This is a genomic window from Variovorax sp. J2P1-31 (assembly GCF_030317215.1).
GTDB lineage: Bacteria > Pseudomonadota > Gammaproteobacteria > Burkholderiales > Burkholderiaceae_C > Variovorax.
Map to the genome: position 1 here is coordinate 2,202,091 of NZ_JASZYA010000001.1, position 21,171 is coordinate 2,223,261.

Below are 21,171 nucleotides of genomic sequence, written 5' to 3' on the forward strand. Positions count from 1 at the left end.
TGCAATGGCAATAGACAAATATGCACTCGCCATCTGCATAATCGCAACGCATGGACTGGGACAACCTGCGCTTCTTTCTCGAACTCGCGCGCTCGGGCACGCTGCAGAGCGCGGCCCGCCGGCTGGCGGTCGACCACACCACCGTCGCGCGGCGCATCCAGGCGCTGGAGAAGCAGGTCGGCTCGCCGCTGTTCTCGCGCGAGGCCGGCGGCCACCGGCTCACCGAGGCCGGCCGCCGCCTGCAGCCGCAGGTCGAGGCGATGGAGGGCGCGTTCCGCACGGTCGAGCGCGCGGCGCCGGCCTCGCACGAGGGGCTGTCGGGCGTGGTGCGGGTCGGCGTCACCGAGGGCTTCGGCACCGTGGTGCTGGCGCCGCAGCTCGCGGGCTTCGCACGTCAGCATCCGCGGCTGGTGATCGACCTGCTGGCCATGCCGCGGGTGGTGCACCTGTCGCGGCGCGAGGCCGACATCGTGATCTCGCTCGAGCGCCCGGCGCGCGGCCCGGTGGTGGTGAGCAAGCTCACCGACTACACGCTGCGGCTCTACGCCGCCAAGGCCTATCTCGCGCAGCACGGCCCGATCCGGACGCGCGAAGACCTGCAGGGCCACAGCTTCATCGGCTATGTCGACGACCTGCTGTTCAGCAAGGAACTGCAGTACCTCGACGAGCTGCACAAGCCCGATGCCTTCGCGCTGCGCAGCACCAGCATCCTGGCGCAGCATGCGGCCACCGCGGCCGGCCACGGCATCGCGGTGCTGCCGGCCTTCGTCGCCGAGCGCGACGCGTCGCTCAAACCGGTGCTGCCGGCGCTGGCGCACTTCACGCGCACCTTCTGGATGTCGATGCCGGCCGAGACCAAGCATCTGGCACGCATGCAGGCGGTGTGGAACTTCCTGCGCGAGACGGTCGAGAGCCAGCGCGGCGTGCTGCAGCTCAAAGCGCCCGGCTGAGCCCGATGTGATGCTTCTCCATCAGGCGGTAGAGCGTCATCCGTGAGACACCCAGTTCGCGTGCCGCATGGGTCACGTTGCGGCCCACGCGGTCGAGCGTGAGGCGGATGGCATCTCTTTCGGCCAGGGTGCGGGCCGCATCGAGGCAGACACCGGTCTCGCGCTCGTCGCCGGCGAGCTCCAGGTCGGCCGGCGAGACCAGGCGGCTGTCGGTCATGACCAGCGCGCGCTGCACGCGGTTGAACAGCTCGCGCACATTGCCCGGCCAGTCGTGCGCGAGCATGGCGGCGATGGCCTGCCGGCTGAAGCCGTCGACGCGCGCGCGGCTCAGCTCGGCCATGCAGCGGCGGTAGAAATGCTGGGCCAGGATCGGCACGTCCTCCTTGCGTTCGCGCAGGGGCGGCACGGTGATCGACAGCACATGCAACCGGTAATAGAGGTCCTCGCGGAACTTGCCGCTGGCCACGGCCTCGGCCAGGTCGACGTGCGAGGCCGCGACCACGCGCACGTCGACCGCCAGGCTGCGCGTGCCCCCGACCCGCTGGATGGTCTTCTCCTGCAGGAAGCGCAGCAGGTTGGTCTGCAGCTCGATCGGCAGGTCGCCGATCTCGTCGAGGAACAGCGTGCCGCCCTGCGCCGAGGCGATCAGGCCGCGCCGGTCGGCCATGGCGCCGGTGAAGGAGCCGCGCTCGTGGCCGAACAGTTCGGACTGTGCGAGCGCCGGCACGATGGCGCCGCAGTTCACCGCCACGAAGGGGCCGCCGAAACGCGCCGAGCCGCGATGGATCGCCTGCGCCGCCAGCTCCTTGCCGCTGCCGCTCTCGCCGCCGATCAGCACCGGCGCCTCGGTCGCGGCCACCTTCTGGATCTGCCGTCGCAGGCGCGCCATGGTCTCGCTCTCGCCCACCATGCCGAGGCCGTCGGGCGCGCCCGCGGCGGCCGGGCGCCGGCAGGCTTCGCGCAGGCAGGCATGGCGGTGGGCCCGCGCCAGGATCTGCAGCAGGCCATTCGGGTCGAGCGGCTCCGTGTGGTAGTCGAAGAAGGCCTCGAGCACCAGCTGCTGGAAGGACGGCAGCTCGAGCGCGCGCGGCGGAAAGACCGCGATCCATTGCGCGCCGTCGGTGCCCGGCGCGACCAGGGTGGCGATCTCCTCGACGAGCACCGCATCCACCTGATCGAGCAGCAGCAGGCCGAAGCCGATGTCCAGCCGCTGCTGCAGCCGTCGCGCCGAGACCAGGTCGGAGGCCCAGCTCAGCTCCCAGGCCTCGGCCCGCAGCTGCGTCTCGCGCAGGGGCTGCGGCCGACCACCCGGCGCCACGCAGAGGAGTCGTCGCGCGACCATGGCCGCACTAGAAGGAGAAGGGAATGCGTGCGGTGAGCGTGAGGTCGGGGGTGTCGCGTGTCAGACCGGCCCCGACCGAAATGTTCACCGTCCGCTTCGGGTCGTAGCGGTAGGAGTAGCCCAGCATCAGCGTGGCGAGCTGCGTGCGCACCGAGCCCGGCACCGGCACGCCGTTCTGCTTGACGCGGCCGACCGAGTTCAGGTCGACGCCGATGCTGAACGAGGACTTGTCGTTGAGCGCCAGGCCCATGCCGAAGTTCATGCCGATGATGTCGCCGGCCCGGAAGTCGCCCAGGAACTCGCGCTGGCCGCCGAGCACTTCGCGGCTCACGTTGCTGCGCTTGAAGTTGTAGGCGTAGCTGAAGCTGCCGAAGAACACCACCGGGTCCGAGGGGAACAGCCAGGTGAGCCCGGGCTGCAGCGTGTAGAAGCCCGAGCCCGTGGGCAGGTCCAGCGGCAGGCCGGTGCCGGTGGTGTTGCCGACGCAGCGCGTGACGCAGTCGGTGACCACCTCGAACGGGTCCTTGCCGGTGCGCGACTTGAAGCGCAGCGTGCCGATCATGTAGGGCGTGGATGCGTCGCCCTCGTTGAGCTGGTAGCGCGCCGTGACCTCGGCATCGCCCAGGTGCCGGCCGCTGGTCTCGAACACGTTGTCGATGGCCGAGCCGGTGAAGATCTCACGGCTCACCGTGGAGTTCGAGCGGTAGACATAAGGCACGCGGGCCTCGATCTCGAAGCGGTTGGTGATGCCGAAGCGGCCGGTCAGCGCGCTGGTGAGGGTGTTCTGCTTGACCTGCCGGACGTCGACCAGCCCGATCAGCAGCGAGGGGATGATGGTGTAGCCCACCAGCGCCACCTGGTTGCTCGACGAGTAGGCGTACTGGAGCGAGGGCTCGAGCACCATCGTCCCCTTGGGCGTGAGGATGCCCGGCTGCTCGAACAGCGGCGCCACGTTGAGCCGCGTGTCCTGGCTCGGCGCCTGGCCCACCTGGATGGAACGCGGTGGCGCGGCGGCGACCGGCCGGTTGTCGACCGCCGCCGTGGCCGCGGTCGCCGCGGCGGTGGCCCGGTCGGAAGCGTTCCTGTTCTCCGCCAGCGAACGCTCGAGTTCGTCGTAGCGCGATGCCTGCTGCGCCATCGACTGCTTCAACGCCTCGATCTCGCGGGCCTGCTCGGCCACCTGCCGCTGCAGGTCGGTCAGCGCGGCGGGCGCCCGGCGCGGCGCGGTCGGCGCGGAAGGCGGCGCCTGCTGGGCCTCGACCACCCCCCAGGCGGTCGCGGCGCTCATGCAGAGGACCAGGTTCTTAAAGGCTCTTGGTTGTCGCATGCCGGCCCCTCATTTCTTTTTGGAACTTTCGTTGCAACGCATGCTATCGAGCCGGGTTCCCGCACATGAATTTCCATCCGAAATAATTGTTAATCTTTGTTTCTTACTACTTTCAGTGTTTCGTTGCGGCCCAAACGGATCAATTCCTCATATTCGAATGAATGCATTTTTTATCGGCAATTCGGCCTATTGCGAACGCCATAGCACCGGGCACGAGACAGAATATTCGACAGACCCGAATCGCCAAGTGATTGATTTTCATGGACTTCATTTTTCGATCAGGAGATCCGGTGTCACATCGATGTGACAAAAGCCGCTGATTCGAGGATGTTCGAAGCTGTAAAAACAGATCGGATTTCTTCGCCACCTGCAGCCAAAAGTATTGGCATTGAATTTGCATTGAGCGAACCGTTGCGCGTCAGCACAACTCTTGGCTCGAACTTCAACCAACTTTCTGGAGACTTCATGAACAAGACACTTCTGGCTTCGGCCATTGCGCTCGGCCTGGGATTCGCGTCCACGGCCGTGCTGGCGGACATCACCCAGTCGGGCAGCGGGGCCAACGCGGCGGACGACGCGCGGGCCTGGCAGGACAACAGCACGAACACCAGCACCAAAACCGATACCGACACCAAGACCTACACCAAGACCACCACCACCACCAAGACCGACTCCAGCACGAACCTGCGCACCAGCGACAGCCGTGACCAGAGCACCAACCGCAATTCCGGCGCCGCACGCGCGGCCGCCGAACGCTCGGTGGCGCTCAACAACGGCTCCACGGGCACCTTCTCGAACGCCTTCAACGTCACCACCGCCACGGCCAGCAGCACGCTGAGCGGCGTGGTCACCGGCAACACGGTGCACGGCATCGGCAACTACGCCTACAACAGCGGCTCCTCGGCCGGCGGCACGGGCTACGGCGGCTATGGCGGCAAGGGCGCGGGCGGCACGGCCGACGGCGCGGGTGTGGGCGGCAACGGTGCCGTGGGCACCGGCGCCGTGGGCGCGACCGGCGGCAGCGCTTCCAACGGCGCCATCAGCCACGGCAGCGCCACCAACGGCAGTTCATCGGCGGGTGACGGCGGCAGGGGCTCGGGCGGCAGTGCCTCGGGCAGCAACTCCAGCGGCTCGGCCACGGCCAACGGCGCCGGTGGCGGCGGCGGCGGTGGCGGCAGCGGCAGTGGCGGCAACGGCGGCCTGACCGGTGCCAGCGGCAGCGCCAACGGTGGCGGCATGCTCGCCAGCGGCGACGGCGGCACCAGCGGCAACACCGGCACCGGCGGCGCGGGCGGCACGGGCACCGGCACCGGCGCAGCGGGTGGTGCGGGTGGGACCGGCGGCTCGCCGATGACCGCCAACACCGGGCCGCGCACGGCGGGCAACGGCACCGGCGGCGCGGGCGGCGCGGCCACCAACGGCAGTGCCACCAACGGCAGCGCCAGCAACGGCAACAACACGGCCGGCAACGGCGGTGCGGGCGGCAGCGGCACGGGCGGCGCAGGCGGCGCGGGCAGCGGCGGCACCAACACCGCGATGGGCGGCACCGGCGGTGTCGGCCAGGGCGGCACCGGTGGCGCCGGCGGTACCAACACCGTGAGCGCGGGGACCTTCAACATGTCCAACACCATGACCTCGGTCGGGCAGTCGGCCGCCGGCATCATGATCGCCAACCAGCAGAGCGGGATCAGCAGCCTGGTGCAGCAGAGCGTCAACGTCCAGGCCAACCTGAGCGTGCGCTGAGTCGCTGCCGGGTCCATGGCGGCGCGCCGACGGCGCGCCGCCATGGACCGTGTCTTTCCTCTCGAGGAGCCATCATGCGAACCAAGTTCCTGCGGCGCGGGCTGGCGACGGCGGCGCTCGCGCTGCTGTCGGCCCTGCTGCCCTTCCAGCTCGCGGCCCAGACCGGCCAGCGAGCGCCCGGTTCCACCGCCGCGAGCACGGCCTTCGCCGTGCCCGTGGAGGCCTCGGCACTGGCCACGATGCGCGGCGGCCACGAGCTCACGCAGAACGACATGCGGCTGGACGGCGTGACCGCCGGCAACGTCGCGAGCCAGGTCACGACCGGTGCCAACACCATCTCGACGGGCGCGTTCTCGGGCATGGCCGGCCTGCCGCTGGTGGTGCAGAACTCGGGCGCCAACGTGTTGATCCAGAACGCCGTGATCGTCAACGTGAAGATGCAATAGCGGCCCCTACGCCGCCTGGAGAGCCCCATGTCGCCCCTGCGCCTTCTGTGCCCCGCCGCCCTGCTCTGCCTGGCGGGCGCGGGCACCGGCCTGGCCCAGGACCGCGCGGTGTCGCTGCCCGAGATGGGCGGCGCCAGCTATGCGGTTCCGGTGCGCAGCCTGCAGCAGATCAAGCAGGCCGGCACGCTGCTGCAGCAGTACGACTTCAGCTGCGGCTCGGCCGCGGTCGCGACCCTGCTGACGCACCACTACGGCCGCGCGACCTCCGAGCAGGAGGTGTTCGAACAGATGTACGCGGCCGGCAACCAGGACAAGATCCGGCGCGAAGGCTTCTCGCTGCTCGACATGAAGCGCTTCCTGCACACGCGGGGCTTCGAGGCCGACGGCTTCCAGCAGCCGCTCGACAAGCTCAACGAGGCGCGCGTGCCGGCCATCGCCCTGATCACCGAGAACGGCTACCACCACTTCGTGGTCGTCAAAGGGCTCGACAGCGAACGCGTGCTGATCGGCGACCCGGCCAACGGCACGCGGGCCATGCCGCGCGCCGCCTTCGAGGCGCAGTGGAAGCAGAAGCTGCTGTTCGTGATCCACAACCGGATGGACATCGCGCGCTTCAACCTCGCGAGCGACTGGCGCGCCGCACCCGCGGCGCCCCTGGCCGCGGGCGTGCTGCGCGATGCCTTCGTCAACCAGATGCCCCGCAACGGGCCGGGACAGTTCTGATGAACACCGTACACACCCCTCTCCGCCTGGCGCTGGTCCTGCTGCTGGCCCTGGCCGCGGCCACGGCCGGCGCGCAGCCCGGCAACAAGACCCCCGCCGCGCCCCGCGCGACCTGGATGACCGTCGGCGACGCGACCCTGGAATCGATGCGCGGCGGCTTCGACCTGGGCGGCGGGCTGATGGTGTCCTTCGGCATCAGCCGCGCGATCACGGTCAACGGCGTGCTGCTGGCCGCGACCACCTTCAACATACCGGACGTGGCACGCATCACGGCGGTCCAGGCCGCGGCACTCGAGCGGCAGATGAACAGCACCAGCCTGGTCCAGGTCGGCCCGAACAACAGCGTGGTGGCGGCGAGCAGCGTGGCAGGGGCCGCCGCCGGTGCGGCGGCGGCGCCGGCCAGCATGCCGGCGGCCGCGACCGTGGTCCAGAACACGCTGGACAACCAGTTGATCCAGACGCGCACGCTGATCGACACCACGACCAATGCCATGAGCCTGGCCAAGAGCATCAATGCCGCGGGCGCGCTGCGCGACGCCTTGCTGCGCGGACGCTGAGCCGCGCACAGCGCCTCAGTCGGCGGCGCGGCAGGCCGCGCGCACGATGCGCGTGGTCGGGTTGGGCGAGATGCCCAGGAAGTTCATCGGCTTGGGCGCGGCCTGGTAGTCGACGTCCTTGAGCACCGGGCCCTGCCACAGCGGCTGGGCGTGGAAGCTCACGCGCCGGTACTCGGCGCGCCCGGCCCGGCAATCGAAGGCCACCTCGGCCACATAGGACCGGTAAGGCAGGCCCTCCCAGTTCTTGCGCGGGCCGGCACGGCTCACGCGCACGCTCATGAGCCGGACATCGCTGTCGCTGCGCGCCGCCAGGGGATCGACCTGTACCGTGTCGACCACCGGGTCGGACGGATTGCCGACCACGGTGAACCAGGTCGTCTGGGCCTGTACAAGGGTCGACGCGACCCACACGAGAGTTCCGACCCACCACAGCTTCACGCTGATTCCTTCTTGCTGAACGATGCGGTGTCGATTCTAGTGATGCGCCACGCCGCCCCGGCGATGGCCCGCGCCGTTCAGGGCCAGGCCGCGGCGTGGCTGCCGGGCGGCATCGAGGGCCGCGGCCAATCGGCCGGCGTGCGCGCCAGCACGGCGCTGTGGCGCACCGAGCGCAGGGCGCCGAAGCCCGAGGCCGAGGTCTCGAGCAGCGGCGCGATGTCGGGCCTGGCCGCGGCGAGCCCGCCCTCGACCCGGCCCAGGCCGCGCAGCCACTGGCCGGTCTGGGCCAGCGACACCTGCACATGCCAGCTGCCGCCCTCGCGCTGCTGCCGGCGCAGGGCCGTGGCGGCGCCGAAGGCCATGAGGTAGCCGGTGGCCTCGTCGAGGATCTGCATCGGCAGCGGGCGCGGCTTGCCGTCGCCGGCCGCCTCGCCTTCGGCATGGTTGAAGCCCATCGCGGTCTGCACCAGCGAATCGAAACCGCGGCGAGCGGCCCACGGCCCCTGGGTGCCGTAGGCGGTGAGCGAGACGTAGACGATGCCGGGCCGCAGCGCCGCCAGTTCGGCCGGGCCGAAACCCCGCGCCGCCAGGCCGCCGGGCCGGTAGCCCTGCGAGAACACATGGGCCTCGGCCGCCAGGCCGCGCAGGGTGGCGCGGCCGGCGTCGGTCTGCAGATCGACATGGGCCGACAGCTTGCCGCGGCTGGTCTCGGCGATGGCCTCGATGTTGGGCAGGTGCGGCGAGTTGAGCAGCAGCACGTCGGCGCCGTGCGCGGCCAGCGCGCGGCCGCCGACCGGCCCGGCCAGGATGCGCGTGAGGTCGAGCACGCGCAGGCCGGACAGCGGACGCTGGTCCGCGCGCAGCGGCGGCAGGCCGAGGAGCGCGGCGTCGCCGATGCGCTCGAGGGTGAACAGCGGCTGCGCCGCGATCGCGCGGCCCTGCGGCGTGGCGTCCCAGTCGGCGAAGCGGCGCAGCGCGGTCGCGACCAGGCCGCGTTCGGCGGCGGCGGTCTCGAAGTCGATGGCGCGCCAACGCATGAGCGCCTGCTCGGCATCGGCGCGCGTGGCCGTCGCCGCGTCGAGCCCGAGCAGTTGCAGCGCGCCCTCGCGGTGGTGCTTGAAGTTGGCGTGGATGCGCACATGGCCGTCGGCGCAGCGGTAGAGCCCGGAGAAGGCGTCCCACAGATCGGGCACGCGGCCGTCGAGGCTGAACCAGCCGGTGCATTCGAGGGCCGCATGCGCCATGTCGACCGCCACTTGCTGGCGCGGCACGCCCCGTTGATGGCCCAGCTCGCAGGCCGCGAGCGCGGCGGCGGCGATGGTGGCCTGCGCCGCAGCGCCCACCGCGAAGGAAGATGGCAGCACCGGGTCGGCGCCGGTCAACTGCGCGAATGCCAACGCGTCCTCAGGCAGCAGCGCCTGCCGCCAGATCGCCTCGAGTGCCGGCCTTGCCGTCATCGTCGTGCCTCCGTGGGCGGAAATCTATCGAAGTTCGAAGCGCTGCTGCTTCACCGTCTCGGAATCCAGGCCGATCTGCACGTTGAACGCGCCGGGCTCGGCCACGTTCTGCAGCTGCGCGTTGAAGAAGCGCAGCTTGGACTCGTCGATGCTGAAGCGCACGGTCTGCTGCTCGCCCGGCTGCAGCATGAGCTTGCGGAAATCCTTGAGCTCCTTGACCGGGCGCACCACCGAGGCGGCCACGTCCTGGATGTAGAGCTGCACCACGGTCTCGCCCGCGCGCTGGCCGGTGTTCTTCACGTTGATCGCGGCCTCGATCTTCCCGTTGCGGGCCATCGTAGGGCCCGACAGCACCACGTCCGACAGCGCGAAGTCGGTGTAGCTCAGGCCGTAGCCGAAGGGGTACAGCGGGCCGTTGGTTTCCTCGAAGTACTGCGAGGTGTAGTTGCCCGGCTTGCCCACGGTGAAGGGCCGGCCCAGTCGCGCATGGTTGTAGTAGGTCGGGATCTGGCCGACCGAGCGCGGGAAGGAAATCGGCAGCTTGCCCGAGGGGTTGTAGTCGCCGAACAGCACCTCGGCGATCGCATGGCCGCCCTCGGTGCCGGTGTACCAGGTCTCGAGGATCGCGTCGGCTTCCTGCTGCTCGCGCTGCAGCGCCAGCGGGCGGCCGTTCATCAGCACCAGCACCAGCGGCTTGCCGGTGGCCTTGAGCGCGGTGATCAGGTCGCGCTGGCTCTGCGGCAGGTCGAGGCTGGTGCGGCTCGACGATTCGTGCGACATGCCGCGCGCCTCGCCCACCGCGGCGACGACCACGTCGCTCCGCCGCGCGGCGGCCACGGCCTCCTCGATCATCGCGGCCGGGCTGCGCTTGTCCTGCACCACCTCGGGCGTGTCCCAGTTGAGGAAGTTCAGGTATTTGACGATCGCCTCGTCGTTGGTGATGTTGGCGCCGCGCGCATAGACCACGCGCCCCTGCGCGCCGATGGTCGCGTTCAGGCCGGTGCGCAGCGTGACCGCGTTCTTCGAATTGCCCGCGGCCGACCAGCTGCCCAGCATGTCGATCGGCGCATCGGCCAGCGGGCCGACCAGCGCGATGGTCTTCGACTTGGCGAGCGGCAAGGTGTTGTTGCGGTTCTCGAGCAGCACCATCGACTTGCGCGCCACCTCGCGCGCGGCCGACCGGTGCAGCCGGCTCTCGGCGTCGAGGTCCGCCGGATCGTCCTTGGCCGCGCCGATGCGCAGATAGGGGTTGTGGAACAGGCCCATGTCGTACTTGGCGCCCAGCACCTCGCGCACCGCGCTGTCGATCTCGGCCGTCGTGACCTCGCCCGATTGCACCAGGCCCGGCAGCTCCTTCAGGTAGACCGAGTCGGCCATGCTCAGGTCGATGCCGTTCTTGATCGCCAGCTTGGCCGCCTCGCGCTCGTCCTTGGCCACGCCGTGGCGCATGAGCTCGACGATCGCGCCGTGGTCGCTCACGGTCACGCCCTTGAAGCCCCAGTCCTTGCGCAGCAGGTCCTGCATGAGCCAGGTGTTGGAGGTGGCCGGCACGCCGTTGATGGAGTTGAGCGCGACCATCACGCCGCCCGCGCCCGCGTCGATCGCGGCGCGGTACGGCGGCAGGTAGTCCTGGTACATGCGCATCGGGCTCATGTCGACCGTGTTGTAGTCGCGCCCGCCCTCGACCGCGCCGTAGAGCGCGAAGTGCTTGACGCTGGTCATGATGCGGTCGGCCGGCACGGGCAGCGAGCCCTGGAAGCCCTGGACCGAGGCGCGCGCGATCTCCGACACCAGGTACGGGTCTTCGCCGAAGCCCTCGGAGGTGCGGCCCCAGCGCGGGTCGCGCGCGATGTCGACCATGGGCGCGAAGGTCATGTCGACCGAGTCGCCGGCCGCTTCCTTGGCGGCGGTGCGCGCCATCAGGCTCACGGCCGCCATGTCCCAGCTCGAGGCCAGGCCCAGGCCGATCGGGAAGGTGGTGCGGTGGCCGTGGATCACGTCGTAGGCGAAGAACATCGGGATCTTGAGCCGGCCCTTCATGGCCGCGTCCTGCAGCAGCCGGTTGTGCGGGCGGTTCACCGAATTGAAGGTGCCGCCCACGCGGCCGGCGGTGATCTCGTCGGCGAGCTGGGCGATGGGCATCTCGGGGCCGATGCTGATCAGGCGCAGCTGCCCGATCTTTTCATCGAGGCTCATCCTTCCCACGATGTCGGCAATGAAGGCACTCTTGTTGTTCAGCGCTGCGGGATCGTGCTGGGCGAAGGCCAGCGGACTGGCTAAGCCGGCCGCGACGGCCAGCAGAAACGACATCTTCAATTTCAGTACCTTTCAGAGGGTGAGCCGCAAAGCCGGTCTTGGCCGACAGGCTCGCGCAATCGGCGATGCTAAGCTAAGCGCATGTTGGCGAGACGATCACGCCTCGTTGCCGAAGCCTTCGCATTTCATGCTCATCGCCCGCGCAATTCTTCCTACACCATCGGGCCTTTCAAGCGTCGCAGCCCTGGTTCCCGACGCATGAACGCCACGACATCGAGTGTGGACGAGCCTCCCGCGGATCCTTGTCGGGAATCACCGCGAGTTCATCGCACCGCGCCTGCACCCGGGTGTGCAGCGCCCGGCATTCCACCGTCGTTCCCCCTGCCTTCCACCTGCATCGCAGACATCACTCCATGACCTCCAAGCCCAACGCCCACCGAAAGAAGAAGCCGACGATTCCACTGCTGTGCGCCAGCGCCCTCGCCTCGCTGCTGTGCGCCGGGCAGGCCCAGGCCTTCTCGCTCGACGACGTGACCGCCAAGGCGCGCGCGCTGATGGAGAAGCCCTACGCGGCGCCGGTGAACAACCTGCCGCCGGTCTTCAGCGGCATGCAGTTCGCCGACTACCAGAAGATGCAGCCGCGCGCCGACCGCTTCGAATGGAGCGACCAGCCCACGCCCTTCCGGCTGAACTTCTATCACCAGGGCATGCACTTCAATGCCGCCGTGCGCATCAACGAGATCAACGGCGACACCGTGCAGGAGATCCGGTACGACCCCGAGCGCTTCGACTTCGGCAACCTGAGCTTCGACAAGGGCGCGACCAGCACGCTGGGCTATGCGGGCTTCCGCGTGCTCTACCCGATCAACAAGGAAGGCAAGAACGACGAGATCATGAGCTTCCTGGGCGCGAGCTACTTCCGCGTGATCGGCAAGGGCCAGGTCTACGGGCTCTCGGCACGCGGGCTGTCGATCGACACCGCCCCGCCCGGCGGCGAGGAGTTCCCCGACTTCCGCGAGTTCTGGGTGCAGCGCCCCACGGGCACGGACAAGCAGATCGTGATCTACGCGCTGCTCGACTCGCCACGCGCCACCGGCGCCTACCAGTTCATCCTCACGCCCGGCGGCAAGGATGCGGTGGTCGACGTGCAGGCCAACGTCTTCGTGCGCGGCGACATCAAGACGCTGGGCGTGGCACCGCTGACCAGCATGTTCCTCTACGGTCCCAACCAGCAGTCGGAGCTCAAGCGCAACTTCCGCCCGGCCATCCACGACTCCAACGGGCTGGCCATCCAGACCGGCAGCGGCGAATGGCTGTGGCGCCCGCTCAACAACCCCAAGAACCTCGCGATCAGCAGCTTCACGGTCGAGAACCCCAAGGGCTTCGGCCTGCTGCAGCGCGGCCACGAGTTCTGGCGCTATGAGGACCTCAAGGACCGCTACGACCTGCGCCCGAGTGCCTGGATCGAGCCGCAGGGCAACTGGGGCAAGGGCAAGGTCACGCTGATGGAGATCCCCACGCCCGACGAGACCAACGACAACATCGTGGCCTTCTGGACCCCCGACGAGCCCACGCGCAAGGGCCAGGCGCTGCAGTTCGCCTACCGCATGCACTGGACCACCGACGAGCCCGCGCTGCACGGCCAGGACAACGCCTGGGTGCGCCAGACCTTCCACACCGACGGCGAGCAGCTGCAGGCCAACCTGATCCGCGCGCTCGACGGCAGCAGCGCCTTCCTGATCGACTTCGAGGGCCCGGTGCTGGCCAAGCTGCCGCCGGACACGCCGGTCAGCGCGCTGGTGAGCGTGGGCGACAACGCCGAACTGCTGGAGAACACCGTGCAGCGCAACCCCGCCATCAAGGGCGTGCGCGTGGTGCTGCGGGTGAAGGTGAAGAACCCGGCGCTGCCGGTGGAGATGCGCGCCGCGCTGATGCAGGGCGACAAGCCGCTGAGCGAGACCTGGAGCTACCAGGTGCCGCCGAATCCGCAGGCGGTGGCGCCCGCACCGGTACCGGCACCGGCGCCAACGCCCGCAGCGGCGGCACAGCCCGCCTCCTGAGCCAGGGAATCGGAGCCGCCGCGGCCGGGCGGCTCCGAGCCGGGATCAGCGGATCAGCTGAACGCCGGTCTTGGCCTGCAGCGCCTCGAAGCTCACGCCGTCGGCGAGCTCGACCAGCTTGAGGCCTTCGGGCGTCACGTCCATCACGGCCAGGTCGGTGATGATGCGGTCGACCACGCCCACGCCGGTCAAGGGCAGCGTGCACTGCTCGAGGATCTTCAGGTCCTCGGTGCCGTCCTTCTTCTTCGCCACGTGCTCCATCAGCACGATCACGCGCTTGACGCCGGCCACCAGGTCCATGGCGCCGCCCATGCCCTTGACCATCTTGCCGGGGATCATCCAGTTGGCCAGGTCGCCCTTGGCGCTGACCTGCATCGCGCCCAGGATCGACAGGTTGATCTTGCCGCCGCGGATCATCGCGAAGCTCTCGTGGCTGCCGAAGATGGCCGAGCCCGGAATGGTGGTCACGGTCTGCTTGCCGGCATTGATCAGGTCGGCGTCGACGTTGTCCTCGGTCGGGAAGGCGCCGATGCCCAACATGCCGTTCTCGCTCTGCAGCCAGACTTCCTTGGTGCCCGTGTGGTTGGCCACCAGCGTCGGGATGCCGATGCCGAGGTTCACGTAGAAGCCGTCTTCGAGTTCCTGGGCCGCGCGCGCGGCCATCTGGTCTTGGGTCCAGGGCATCTCAGGCTCCTTCTTTCTTGCTGACGGGGACGGTGGGCACGGGCACTTCGCTGCCGGCGGCGGCCTGCGCGATGGCGGCTTGCGCCTCGACCTTGGCGGCCGCGGCATCGACCGGTGCGGCCGCGCTCACGGTGCGCTTCTCGATGCGCTTCTCGGGATTGGCGTTGAGCACGATGCGGTGCACGTAGATGCCCGGCAGGTGGATGTCGTCGGGCGCGAGTTCGCCCACTTCGACGATCTTCTCGACCTCGACGATGCAGACCTTGCCGGCCATCGCGGCGGCCGGGTTGAAGTTGCGCGCCGTGAGGCGGAAGCGCAGGTTGCCCGACTTGTCGGCCACGTCGGCCTTGACCAGCGCCACGTCGGGCACCAGCGAGCGTTCCATCACGTAGGTCTCGCCGTCGAACTCGCGCAGTTCCTTGCCCTCGGCCACCTGCGTGCCCACACCGGTCTTGGTGAAGAAGGCCGGGATGCCCGCGCCGCCGGCGCGCAGCTTCTCGGCCAGCGTGCCCTGGGGCGTGAATTCGAGCTCGAGTTCCTTGGCCAGGAACTGGCGCTCGAACTCCTTGTTCTCGCCCACGTAGCTGGCGATCATCTTCTTGATCTGCCGGGTCTCGAGCAGCTTGCCGAGGCCGAAGCCGTCGACGCCCGCGTTGTTCGAGACCACCGTCAGGTTCTGCACGTTGCTGTCCTTGAGCGCATCGATGAGCGCTTCGGGGATGCCGCAGAGGCCGAAGCCGCCGACGGCGAGCATCTGGTCGTCGGCGACGACGCCGGCCAGCGCCTCCTTGGCGGAGGCATAGATCTTGTTCACCATGGGTCGTGATCCTCGCGAGCTGAGTGAAAGAAGGGATGAAGAAAGAGCCTCCGACGATACTACGTACCCGCATACGTAGTATTTCGTAATGGAGACACCTGAGCAGACCCGCGCGCACCCGGCCGCCCCCGGCCTCGGCGCCATCGACTACCGGCTGGCCTTCGAGCACGCGCCGGTGGGCATGGTGCTGTCGCGCAACCGCACCATGGTCGACTGCAACCAGCGGCTGTGCGAGATGTTCGGCGCCGCGCGCGAGGCGCTGGTGGGCCAGTCCTTCCAGGTGCTCTACCCGAGCGTCGTCGAGTTCGAGCGCATCGGCAAACGCATGGTGCCGATCCTCAACCACGTGGGCCGCTACGCCGACAACCGCATGATGCGGCGGCTCGGCGACCTGCATGGCGCCTTCGCGGGCGAGACCTTCTGGTGCCACGTGACCGGCCATGCGCTCAACCGCGCCGCGCCGCACGAGGCCGGCATCTGGACCTTCGAAGACCTGGGCTCGCGCCGCAGCGCCAAGGCCGAACTCACGCCGCGCGAACGCGAGGTCGCGGCACAGGTGATGCAGGGCCTGACCTCCAAGGAGATCGGCCGTGTGCTGGGCATCAGCCACCGCACGGTCGAGCTGCACCGCGCGCGGCTGATGCGCAAGTACGCGGCCGCCACCACGGCCGAGCTGGTGCAGAAGCTGATGGCGGGCTGAGGACCGCGGCGGGCCCGGGAATGGGTGACAAATATCACGCCACCGGCCCGGACACACACGCGTACAACTCGACCGTCAACTGGAAGCCCGGCGGGGCGTTGGTTTCGGCATGCACGTCTTTCCGTGCGTACCTGGAGATCCCACCTTGAAAAAAGCTCTGATCCTGCTGGCTGTCGGCACCGTCTTCACCGCCTCCGTGTTCGCGCAGAAGGCCCCCGCGGCGCCCGCGGCCATGAGCCCCGCGCCCGCGGCGCAGAGCGCGCCGGCCGCACCGGTCACCCCCGCCGCACCCGCGGCCGCTCCGGCCGCCAAGCCCGTGACCACCGCCGCGGCCGCACCCGGCGCCACCGCCGGCCAGGTCTGGGTCAACGGCAAGGTCTACCACTGCGCCAACGACAAGTTCTTCGGCAAGACCAAGAAGGGTTCGTACATGTCCGAGGCCGATGCCAAGGCCAAGGGCGCCCACGTGGCGCACGGCAAGGCCTGCTGACCCTTCCACGCCTCGCCCTCTCGCAAGGGCTTTTTGGCATTCCCCCCCGAAGCCCTCTCGCGAGGGCTTTCTCACGTCTGCGCCGGCGTGCAACAAGCTGCATCGGTTGCAACGGTTTCCACGGGCGCCCTCGGCCTACACGGTCCATGCGGCACGCCTGTGCACCATGCGGGGCCATGCTCGATCGACGACACTTCCTCGCCGCCGGAGGCGCTTCGCTGGCCCTCGCCTCCCTCGGACTTCCCGCCGACGCGCTGGCCGCCACCGGGCTCAAGCTCGGCCAGCCCCAACCCTTCTCCTTCGAACGCCTCGCGGCCCTGGCCGAATCGCTGGCCGCGCAGCCCTTCGTCGCGGCCACGCCGCTGCCGGCCGGCGTGCTCGACCGCATCGACTACGAGGCGCACGGCAAGATCCGCTTCGATCCCGACAGCGCGCTGTTCCGCGACGGCCCCGGCAACTTCCCCGTCACCTTCTTTCATCTGGGGCGCTTCTTCCCGAACCCGGTGCGCATGCACCTGCTGGAGACGGCCGCGGGCGACAGCTTCGCGCGCGAGATCCTCTACGACCCCGGCTACTTCGACATGCCCGCCGACAGCCCGGCGCGCAAGCTGCCGCCGGGCGCGGGCTTCGCGGGCTTCCGCTTCCAGGAGAGCCGGCTGGGCGACCCGAAGCAGCTGGACTGGAAGAAGAACGACTGGGTCGCCTTCCTCGGGGCCTCCTACTTCCGCGCCATCGGCGAGCTCTACCAGTACGGCCTGTCGGCGCGCGGCATCGCGATCGACGTGGCCGAAGCCGACCGGCCCGAGGAATTCCCCGACTTCACGCGCTTCTACTTCGAGCCTTCGGCGCCGGGCAGCAGCAGCGTGACGGTGCATGCGCTGCTCGAGGGGCCCAGCCTCACCGGCGCCTACCGCTTCGTGATGGAGCGCACGAAGGCCGTGCGCATGGACATCGAATGCCGGCTCTTCCTGCGGCGCAACGTCGCGCGGCTGGGCATCGCGCCGCTGACCTCGATGTACTGGTTCTCCGAAACGCATCCCAGCGCCATCGACTGGCGGCCCGAGGTGCACGACTCCGACGGCCTGGCGATGTGGAGCGGCGGCGGCGAGCGCATCTGGCGCCCGCTCAACAACCCGGAGCAGACCACCGCCTCGGCCTTCGTCGACACCCGGCCGCGCGGCTTCGGCCTGCTGCAGCGCGACCGCGACTTCGCGCATTACCTCGATGGCGTGCACTACGAGAAGCGGCCCAGCCTCTGGGTCGAGCCGTTGGGCGACTGGGGCGAAGGCGCGGTGCAGCTCATCGAGATCCCGACCGACGACGAGATCCACGACAACACGGTCGCCTTCTGGGTGCCCAAGGCCCCGGCCACCGCGGGCTCAAAGATCGCACTGCGCTACCGGCTGCACTGGACCGACGTGGAGCCCTTCCCCTCGCCGCTGGCGCGCTGCGTGGCCACGCGCACCGGCCGCGGCGGCCAGCCCGGGCAGCCGCGGCCGGCGGGCGTGCGCAAGTTCATGGTCGAGTTCCTCGGCGGCCCGCTGGCCTCGCTGCCGACGGGCACCAAGCCCGAACTGGTGCTCACCACCTCGCGCGGCAAGTTCTCCTACCTGTTCGCCGAGGCCGTGCCCAACGGCGTGCCCGGCCACTGGCGCGCGCAGTTCGACTTCACGGCCGACGGCAAGGAGCCGGTGGACCTGCGGCTCTTCCTCAAGAGCGGGGAGCAGACGCTGTCGGAGACCTGGCTGCACCGGCACCAGCCCGCCTGAGGCCCCTCGGCGCGGTGACTCAGGCGCGGGCCTTCTTGCGCCGCCCGGCCTTGCCGCTGGCCTTGGGCGCCATGCCCAGCGCCGCACGGGCCAGCGCATCGGCCTCGGCGTTGCGGTGCCGTGGAATCCACTGCAGCGTCACGCGGTCGAAGGACGCGAGCAGCACGCGCGCGGCATCGAACAGATCGGCGAGCCGTTCGATCGGCTTGACGGCGCGGCCGCCCAGTTGCTCGACCAGGATGCTGTTGTCGCTGTAGACCTGCACCGCGCTCGCCCCCTGCGCCCGGGCGGCCAGCAGCGCATCGGTCAGCGCCCGCAGCTCGGCCTCGTTGTTGCAGCCGATCGAATGCGTGGCGCGCGACAGTGCATGGCGCGTGCCGTCGGGCGCGACCAGCACCGCGCCCAGGCCCATGCGGCCGGGGTTGGGGACGGCACTGCCGTCGCAGTGGACGGTCCAATGGAGGACATCTGAATCGAGAACGGCCATGCGCCCACGCTACCAGATCGGCGTCAGGCAGCCGACGCACGGAACGGTTAGATTGCCCGCATGCAAGAACTCCTGTCCCTGGCCACCGCGCATGGCATCACGGTGGTCTTCCTGGCCACGCTCGCCGCCCGGCTCGGGGTGCCGGTGCCGGCCTCGGCCGTGCTGGTGGTGGCCGGCGGGCTGGCGGCCATGGGGCAGATCCCGCTGTGGGCCACGGTGGCGGTCGCGCTGGCCGGCAACCTGCTGGGCGACGCGGCCTGGTTCTATGCCGGGCGCCGCTTCGGCCACCGCATCATGCGGCTGCTGTGCAAGGTCTCGCTCTCGCCCGACACCTGCGTGCGGCAGAGCGAATCGCTGATCACGCGCTGGGGCGGCACCTCGCTGATCGCCGCCAAGTTCGTGCCGGGCGTGTCGGTGGTGGCGCCGCCGATGGCCGGCGCGCTGCAGATGTCGACCGCGCGCTTCCTCGGTTTCGACACACTGGCCGCGGCCATCTGGTCGGCCGCCTTCCTGGTGCCGGGCTGGGTGTTCAGCAGCCAGATCCAGGCCGTGCTCGACGCCATGGCCGAGGCCGGCGCGGCCGCGCTGGTGGTGCTGGCGATCGCGGTGGCGGCCGGGCTCGGCCTGCGCTACTGGCGCCGCCGCGCGATGCTGCTGAGCATCGACATCCCGCGGGTGAGCGTCGACGAGCTGCATGCGCTGATGGCCTCCGACGCGCCGCCGCTGGTGATCGACGTGCGCTCGCCGGCCGGTGCCGAACTCGAGCCGCGCCGCATCCCGGGCGCGATCGTGCTGCACCTGCAGGACGTGAAGGCCCAGCGCGGCCTGCCCGACTTCTCGGCCCACCACGAGATCGTGCTGTACTGCAACTGCCCCAACGAGGTCTCGGCCGCGATGGCCGCGCGGCTGCTGCAGACACGCGGTGCGAAGCGCGCCCGGCCGCTGGCGGGCGGGCTCGACGCCTGGCTGGCCTCGGGGCGCGCGACCGAGTCGGGCTGAGGCCCGCGGGCGCCGCTCGGAGATAATCGCGCTCCGACTTCTTCTGAATCGCCCCCAGGTCAGCCACGCCAAGCGAAGCCCACCTGCCCCCAGGACTTCGACTCGCCCTCTCCGGCCGTGGACTGCCCGTGTTCGAGCGTTACTACCGCGAACTGCTGAACTTTCTCGCCCGCAAGGTGCGGGACCGCGAGACCGCGGCCGATCTGGCGCAGGAGAGTTTCGCGCGCGTGTACGCGGCCGAGCGCAAGGGCGTGGCGGTGCGCGACCCCCGCGCGCTGCTCTACCAGACCGCGCGCAACCTGGTCACCGACGACCATCGCCGCAGCGAGGCGCGCGGCGAGCCTGGCGCGCACGAGGCCCTGTTCGAGCCCGACGAACAGGCCGGCCCCGAGGCGCAGGAGCCCGAAGCCGCGCTGGCCGCGCGCCAGCGTTTCGAAGCCATCGCCGCCGTGATCGACGCCCTGCCGCCGCGCTGCCGCGAGGTCTTCGTCTGCGTCAAGTTCGACGGTCTCTCGCACGCCGAGACCGCCGCGCGCATGGGCATCGCCACCAAGACGGTGGAGATGCAGGTGCAGATCGCGCTGGAGGCCTGCTGGGCCGCGCTGGAAGATTTCGACGGCACGGCCGGCGGCCGGCCCCCGTCGCGCGCGCGCAAGCGGCGCCCCACGCCATGAAAAGAATCCGACGATCGGGGCCGGCGCCTACAGGGTGCGGCGCCGCCCGTGCGTCTACAACAGCAAGAGACCCCGCATGAATGCCCCCGCCCCTGCACCCGAAGAAGCCGCGCGCCTGCGCCGGGATGCGCTCGGGTGGTTCGTGCGCCGCCAGGATGACGCCTGGGCCCTGGCGGACGAGCGCGCCTTCCGGGCCTGGCTGGCCGCGAGCCCCCTGCACGGCGAGGCCTACACGCGCTGCGCCGCGCCCTGGCAAACCCTCGACGCCATGCCCGACGACCTGCGGGCCCGCATGCGCGCCCAGCTGGCCCGCGACAAGGCCGCGCTCGAACACGCGCCACGGCTGTCCTCGCCACGCTCGCGGCGGCGCTTTCTGCAGCCGGTCTTCGCGGTCGCCGGCGCGGGGGCCGTGATGGGCGGCGTGGGCTATGTCGCCTGGCAACAGCTGCGGGCCCAGCCCCAATGGACCCAGGCCTTCGCCACCGCGCGCGGGCAGCAGAAGGACATCCCCCTGCCCGACGGCAGCCGGCTGCGGCTCGACACCGCCACCCGCGTCGAGGTGGTCTTCTACCGCCAGCGGCGCGAAGTCCGGCTGCGCGAAGGCCAGGCGGTGTTCTCGGTGCAGGCCGATGCGGCGCGCCCCTTCGAGGTGCTGGCCGGCCCGCTGCGCGTGACCGTGGTCGGCACGCGCTTCTCGGTGCGGCACACGCCCGGGCAGCCCGGCCACGACGGCGTCACGGTGGCGGTGGAACAAGGCAGGGTCCGGGTGGCGCGCGCCGATGCGGCCACCGGCCAAGGCGACCCGGTCCTGTTCCTGACCCCGGGCCAGCAGGTCGCGAGCGATGCCCAGGGCACGCTCGGCCCGGTGGGCCCCGTGCCCGCCGCCGGCATCGCGCCCTGGCGCGAGCAGCGCCTGAGCTTCGTCGACATGCCGCTGGGCCAGGCGCTCGAAGAACTGGCGCGCTACGGCCGCACCGGCCTGGTGGTGCGCGACCCGCAGGTGGCGGCGCTGCGGCTCACCGGCACCTTCGACCCGCTGAACCGCGCGACGCTCCGGCTCGCGCTGCCGCGCGTGCTGCCGGTGCGCCTGCAGCAGGACGGACCCGACACCGAAGTGCTGCTCGCGCGCTGAAGAACGGGCCGGTACGGTTCCGGGGGCGGACTTCCGGACGCAGAGGGCGCAGAGGTTTCGCAAAGAGCGCAAAAAAGAACATCCCCAAAGCGTTTTGTTTTCTTTCGCGCCCTCTGCGAA

At 70.1% G+C, this 21,171-nt stretch carries 21 protein-coding genes; 12 read left to right on the plus strand and 9 right to left on the minus strand.

All coding sequences use genetic code 11. The features are described 5' to 3' along the window. The first annotated feature begins 50 nt into the window (after nucleotides 1–50). Nucleotides 51–950, plus strand: coding sequence for a LysR family transcriptional regulator (locus QTI20_RS10245; RefSeq protein WP_286548100.1), 900 nt, complete (start codon nucleotides 51–53; stop codon nucleotides 948–950). Here QTI20_RS10245 and QTI20_RS10250 read toward each other — a convergent pair. The 3 genes from QTI20_RS10250 to QTI20_RS10260 all read right to left on the minus strand — a co-directional run bounded on the left by QTI20_RS10250 (nucleotide 934) and on the right by QTI20_RS10260 (nucleotide 4,086). Next, nucleotides 934–2,292 carry a sigma-54 dependent transcriptional regulator gene (locus QTI20_RS10250; protein ID WP_286548098.1) on the minus strand — a complete coding sequence of 453 codons (1,359 nt, stop codon included), beginning with the start codon at nucleotides 2,290–2,292 and terminating at the stop codon, nucleotides 934–936. The genes QTI20_RS10245 and QTI20_RS10250 overlap by 17 nt on opposite strands. Nucleotides 2,293–2,299: 7 nt before the next feature. Further along, nucleotides 2,300–3,580 carry an acetate kinase gene (locus QTI20_RS10255; RefSeq protein ID WP_286548097.1) on the minus strand — a complete coding sequence of 427 codons (1,281 nt, stop codon included), beginning with the start codon at nucleotides 3,578–3,580 and terminating at the stop codon, nucleotides 2,300–2,302. A 332-nt stretch (nucleotides 3,581–3,912) separates the two neighbouring features. Next, a complete protein-coding gene (locus QTI20_RS10260) occupies nucleotides 3,913–4,086 on the minus strand; it encodes a hypothetical protein (protein ID WP_286548096.1) in 174 nt (57 codons plus the stop codon). Between QTI20_RS10260 and QTI20_RS10265 the strand changes: the two genes are divergently transcribed. The 4 genes from QTI20_RS10265 (at nucleotide 4,085) to QTI20_RS10280 (ending at nucleotide 7,088) form a co-directional block, all read left to right on the plus strand. After that, nucleotides 4,085–5,362, plus strand: coding sequence for a hypothetical protein (locus tag QTI20_RS10265; protein ID WP_286548094.1), 1,278 nt, complete (start codon nucleotides 4,085–4,087; stop codon nucleotides 5,360–5,362). The genes QTI20_RS10260 and QTI20_RS10265 overlap by 2 nt on opposite strands. A 74-nt stretch (nucleotides 5,363–5,436) precedes the next feature. After that, nucleotides 5,437–5,808, plus strand: a complete 372-nt coding sequence (locus tag QTI20_RS10270; protein WP_286548092.1) for a hypothetical protein — start codon at nucleotides 5,437–5,439, stop codon at nucleotides 5,806–5,808. Nucleotides 5,809–5,835: 27 nt separating this feature from the next. Continuing rightward, a complete protein-coding gene (locus tag QTI20_RS10275; protein WP_503011349.1) occupies nucleotides 5,836–6,531 on the plus strand; it encodes a C39 family peptidase in 696 nt (231 codons plus the stop codon). Then, nucleotides 6,531–7,088: a hypothetical protein gene (locus QTI20_RS10280; RefSeq protein WP_286548091.1), complete on the plus strand. Its 558-nt coding sequence runs from the start codon at nucleotides 6,531–6,533 to the stop codon at nucleotides 7,086–7,088. Before QTI20_RS10275 ends, QTI20_RS10280 begins: the two co-directional genes overlap by 1 nt. 15 nt (nucleotides 7,089–7,103) lie before the next feature. On the opposite strand, the gene QTI20_RS10285 is transcribed toward QTI20_RS10280, so the two are convergent. From QTI20_RS10285 to bglX, 3 genes are all read right to left on the minus strand, one after another. Further along, nucleotides 7,104–7,526, minus strand: coding sequence for a surface-adhesin E family protein (locus tag QTI20_RS10285; RefSeq protein WP_286548090.1), 423 nt, complete (start codon nucleotides 7,524–7,526; stop codon nucleotides 7,104–7,106). Between the two features lie 77 nt (nucleotides 7,527–7,603). After that, nucleotides 7,604–8,983, minus strand: coding sequence for a CoA transferase (locus QTI20_RS10290; protein ID WP_286548089.1), 1,380 nt, complete (start codon nucleotides 8,981–8,983; stop codon nucleotides 7,604–7,606). A gap of 24 nt (nucleotides 8,984–9,007) precedes the next feature. After that, nucleotides 9,008–11,293 carry a beta-glucosidase BglX gene (gene bglX / locus QTI20_RS10295; protein WP_286548088.1) on the minus strand — a complete coding sequence of 762 codons (2,286 nt, stop codon included), beginning with the start codon at nucleotides 11,291–11,293 and terminating at the stop codon, nucleotides 9,008–9,010. A gap of 359 nt (nucleotides 11,294–11,652) precedes the next feature. Here bglX and QTI20_RS10300 point away from each other — a divergent pair, with 359 nt between their 5' ends. After that, entirely contained in the window at nucleotides 11,653–13,299 is a 1,647-nt protein-coding gene (locus QTI20_RS10300) for a glucan biosynthesis protein G (protein ID WP_286548087.1), read from the plus strand. Nucleotides 13,300–13,344: 45 nt separating this feature from the next. Here the strand turns inward: QTI20_RS10300 and QTI20_RS10305 are convergent, their stop codons facing one another. Both QTI20_RS10305 and QTI20_RS10310 read right to left on the minus strand, forming a co-directional pair. Continuing rightward, on the minus strand, nucleotides 13,345–13,983 hold the full coding sequence (locus tag QTI20_RS10305) for a 3-oxoacid CoA-transferase subunit B (RefSeq protein ID WP_286548086.1): 639 nt from the start codon (nucleotides 13,981–13,983) through the stop codon (nucleotides 13,345–13,347). A gap of 1 nt (nucleotide 13,984) precedes the next feature. Further along, nucleotides 13,985–14,797 carry a CoA transferase subunit A gene (locus tag QTI20_RS10310; protein ID WP_286550939.1) on the minus strand — a complete coding sequence of 271 codons (813 nt, stop codon included), beginning with the start codon at nucleotides 14,795–14,797 and terminating at the stop codon, nucleotides 13,985–13,987. Between the two features lie 91 nt (nucleotides 14,798–14,888). Here QTI20_RS10310 and QTI20_RS10315 point away from each other — a divergent pair, with 91 nt between their 5' ends. The 3 genes from QTI20_RS10315 (at nucleotide 14,889) to QTI20_RS10325 (ending at nucleotide 17,759) form a co-directional block, all read left to right on the plus strand. After that, a complete protein-coding gene (locus QTI20_RS10315; protein WP_286548085.1) occupies nucleotides 14,889–15,500 on the plus strand; it encodes a LuxR C-terminal-related transcriptional regulator in 612 nt (203 codons plus the stop codon). A gap of 109 nt (nucleotides 15,501–15,609) precedes the next feature. Beyond that, nucleotides 15,610–15,990, plus strand: a complete 381-nt coding sequence (locus QTI20_RS10320; protein ID WP_503011348.1) for a hypothetical protein — start codon at nucleotides 15,610–15,612, stop codon at nucleotides 15,988–15,990. Nucleotides 15,991–16,166: 176 nt separating this feature from the next. Next, complete coding sequence (locus QTI20_RS10325) at nucleotides 16,167–17,759, plus strand: OpgD/OpgG family glucan biosynthesis protein (RefSeq protein ID WP_286548084.1); 1,593 nt, start codon at nucleotides 16,167–16,169, stop codon at nucleotides 17,757–17,759. A gap of 19 nt (nucleotides 17,760–17,778) precedes the next feature. Here QTI20_RS10325 and QTI20_RS10330 read toward each other — a convergent pair whose 3' ends face one another. After that, complete coding sequence (locus tag QTI20_RS10330; RefSeq protein ID WP_286548082.1) at nucleotides 17,779–18,246, minus strand: ribonuclease HI family protein; 468 nt, start codon at nucleotides 18,244–18,246, stop codon at nucleotides 17,779–17,781. A 60-nt stretch (nucleotides 18,247–18,306) separates the two neighbouring features. Between QTI20_RS10330 and QTI20_RS10335 the strand changes: the two genes are divergently transcribed. The 3 genes from QTI20_RS10335 to QTI20_RS10345 all read left to right on the plus strand — a co-directional run bounded on the left by QTI20_RS10335 (nucleotide 18,307) and on the right by QTI20_RS10345 (nucleotide 21,051). After that, entirely contained in the window at nucleotides 18,307–19,245 is a 939-nt protein-coding gene (locus tag QTI20_RS10335; RefSeq protein ID WP_286548081.1) for a DedA family protein/thiosulfate sulfurtransferase GlpE, read from the plus strand. A gap of 128 nt (nucleotides 19,246–19,373) precedes the next feature. Continuing rightward, the gene (locus QTI20_RS10340) at nucleotides 19,374–19,919 is read left to right on the plus strand and encodes an RNA polymerase sigma factor (protein WP_286548080.1); all 546 of its coding nucleotides are present in this window, start codon (nucleotides 19,374–19,376) and stop codon (nucleotides 19,917–19,919) included. A gap of 76 nt (nucleotides 19,920–19,995) precedes the next feature. Further along, nucleotides 19,996–21,051, plus strand: coding sequence for a FecR family protein (locus QTI20_RS10345; RefSeq protein WP_286548079.1), 1,056 nt, complete (start codon nucleotides 19,996–19,998; stop codon nucleotides 21,049–21,051). Nucleotides 21,052–21,171 lie beyond the last annotated feature (120 nt).

Coding starts and splice junctions, on each gene's coding strand:
- QTI20_RS10315 (WP_286548085.1), top strand. CDS start 14,889: ATGGAGACACCTGAGCAGACCCGCGCGCACCCGGCCGCCCCCGGCCTC.
- bglX (WP_286548088.1), bottom strand. CDS start 11,293: ATGTCGTTTCTGCTGGCCGTCGCGGCCGGCTTAGCCAGTCCGCTGGCC.
- QTI20_RS10245 (WP_286548100.1), top strand. CDS start 51: ATGGACTGGGACAACCTGCGCTTCTTTCTCGAACTCGCGCGCTCGGGC.
- QTI20_RS10335 (WP_286548081.1), top strand. CDS start 18,307: ATGCAAGAACTCCTGTCCCTGGCCACCGCGCATGGCATCACGGTGGTC.
- QTI20_RS10260 (WP_286548096.1), bottom strand. CDS start 4,086: ATGAAGTCTCCAGAAAGTTGGTTGAAGTTCGAGCCAAGAGTTGTGCTG.
- QTI20_RS10345 (WP_286548079.1), top strand. CDS start 19,996: ATGAATGCCCCCGCCCCTGCACCCGAAGAAGCCGCGCGCCTGCGCCGG.
- QTI20_RS10325 (WP_286548084.1), top strand. CDS start 16,167: ATGCTCGATCGACGACACTTCCTCGCCGCCGGAGGCGCTTCGCTGGCC.
- QTI20_RS10255 (WP_286548097.1), bottom strand. CDS start 3,580: ATGAGCGCCGCGACCGCCTGGGGGGTGGTCGAGGCCCAGCAGGCGCCG.
- QTI20_RS10280 (WP_286548091.1), top strand. CDS start 6,531: ATGAACACCGTACACACCCCTCTCCGCCTGGCGCTGGTCCTGCTGCTG.
- QTI20_RS10300 (WP_286548087.1), top strand. CDS start 11,653: ATGACCTCCAAGCCCAACGCCCACCGAAAGAAGAAGCCGACGATTCCA.
- QTI20_RS10330 (WP_286548082.1), bottom strand. CDS start 18,246: ATGGCCGTTCTCGATTCAGATGTCCTCCATTGGACCGTCCACTGCGAC.
- QTI20_RS10305 (WP_286548086.1), bottom strand. CDS start 13,983: ATGCCCTGGACCCAAGACCAGATGGCCGCGCGCGCGGCCCAGGAACTC.
- QTI20_RS10270 (WP_286548092.1), top strand. CDS start 5,437: ATGCGAACCAAGTTCCTGCGGCGCGGGCTGGCGACGGCGGCGCTCGCG.
- QTI20_RS10320 (WP_503011348.1), top strand. CDS start 15,610: ATGCACGTCTTTCCGTGCGTACCTGGAGATCCCACCTTGAAAAAAGCT.
- QTI20_RS10275 (WP_503011349.1), top strand. CDS start 5,836: ATGTCGCCCCTGCGCCTTCTGTGCCCCGCCGCCCTGCTCTGCCTGGCG.
- QTI20_RS10265 (WP_286548094.1), top strand. CDS start 4,085: ATGAACAAGACACTTCTGGCTTCGGCCATTGCGCTCGGCCTGGGATTC.
- QTI20_RS10290 (WP_286548089.1), bottom strand. CDS start 8,983: ATGACGGCAAGGCCGGCACTCGAGGCGATCTGGCGGCAGGCGCTGCTG.
- QTI20_RS10250 (WP_286548098.1), bottom strand. CDS start 2,292: ATGGTCGCGCGACGACTCCTCTGCGTGGCGCCGGGTGGTCGGCCGCAG.